Raw genomic sequence first — 969 nt, forward strand, 5'->3', positions numbered from 1 at the left:
GCCGGCGGGTACCGGCCGTAGCCAGCCGTCGAGCACAAAGAAGCCGAGGTGAGCCAGCGGCACGCCGATCGGGCTGGCGTTTCGCTCGACATCGCCGCTGAGGATCTCCCTGAACGAGGCGTGCACCGTCGTCTCGGTCGTGCCATACATGTTGATCAAGCGCGGCGAAACCGGGTGATTGTCCAGCCAGGTCGCGAGGCGCTGGGGCTCGAGCGCTTCACCGGCGAATATCACGGTGGAGAGCTCGAGGTGATCTGCGAGCTCGGGTGCGAGCGCATCGGCGGCCTGCAGCGCATAAAACGCCGACGGCGTCTGACTCAACACACTGACCCGCTCAGCAACCAGCAGCGCGTGGAAATCCTCTGGAGCGCGGGCCACCGACTCGGGCACGATCACCAACCGGCCACCATGCAGCAGCGCGCCCCAGATCTCACATACCGAGACGTCAAAGGCCAGCGAATGCCACTGCGACCACGCCCGCCCGGCCAGCTCGAGCCTGTGGCTCATGGACGCCAACAACTGGATCACGTTGTGGTGGGTGATCGCCACGCCCTTGGGGACACCGGTAGTGCCCGAGGTGTAGATCAAATAAGCGACATCATCGGCCGGCTGCTCCGGCAACGCCGTGCCGGGTTGAGCACCGATGCCGGCATCGTTGACATCGACGAGCAGGACGTCATGCCCATCCAGCCGGTCGATCAATGCGCTGGTGGTGACCGCGGCCACAGGGGCGGCATCGCCGAGCACGAACTCCATGCGCGCCGCCGGCACCGCCGGATCAATCGGCACATACGCCGCGCCGGTTTTGAGCACCGCCAGGATGGCCACGATCGCGTCGGCCGAACGGGTCAATAACAATGCCACCCGCTGCCCCGGTCCTGCACCGTGACCGATCAACAAGTGCGCCAACCGGTTTGATGCTTCATCAAGCTCGCGATAGGTCATCGACTGGCCAGCGAAACTGAGCGC

Annotated in this window: 1 protein-coding gene; it reads right to left on the bottom strand. The window is 65.2% G+C overall.

Going from position 1 to position 969, the window contains the following annotated elements:
• A partial coding sequence (locus A5652_RS24810; RefSeq protein WP_156745528.1) for an AMP-binding protein occupies positions 1–969 on the bottom strand: 969 nt, incomplete at both ends.

The sequence above is a fragment of the Mycobacterium sp. 1165178.9 genome (assembly GCF_001673555.1).
GTDB lineage: Bacteria > Actinomycetota > Actinomycetes > Mycobacteriales > Mycobacteriaceae > Mycobacterium.